This is a genomic window from Pseudoalteromonas rubra (genome assembly GCF_005887115.1).
GTDB lineage: Bacteria > Pseudomonadota > Gammaproteobacteria > Enterobacterales > Alteromonadaceae > Pseudoalteromonas > Pseudoalteromonas rubra_F.
This window is the reverse complement of sequence record NZ_PNCJ01000181.1, coordinates 1-340: the sequence shown is the minus strand read 5'-3', so window position 1 is coordinate 340 and position 340 is coordinate 1. Positions and strand designations below refer to the sequence as shown.

Annotated in this window: 1 protein-coding gene; it reads right to left on the bottom strand. The window is 33.5% G+C overall.

Features of this window, described 5'->3' with window-relative positions:
• On the bottom strand, positions 1-340 hold a 340-nt coding region (locus CWB98_RS23670; protein ID WP_138546994.1), incomplete at both ends, for a serine hydrolase domain-containing protein.

Here is a 340-nt window from a genome sequence, read left to right as displayed (position 1 = left end):
AATTATTGTATTGCCATTTGGCACGTATATCAAAAGTTGGTTCTTGGTACTGAATACGTTTCATCAAACTATCGCGTGAACTGCTGGGAAAGCCATACCAAGAATAATCATGCCTGGGTAAGCCTGTTCTATGACTCATTAAATCGCGTACAATGATTTTTGCATTCATTTGTTCATTATAAAACTGAAGTGCAGGTAAATACTCTCGTACCGGTTTATCATAATTTACTTTGTTATCGTCCTGTAATAAATCTAAAGTAGCAGCAGTTAATGCTTTTGTACAACTGCCAATAGCAAATAAATTATTAGGTGTTACCGGAATTTTTTTATCATAATATTT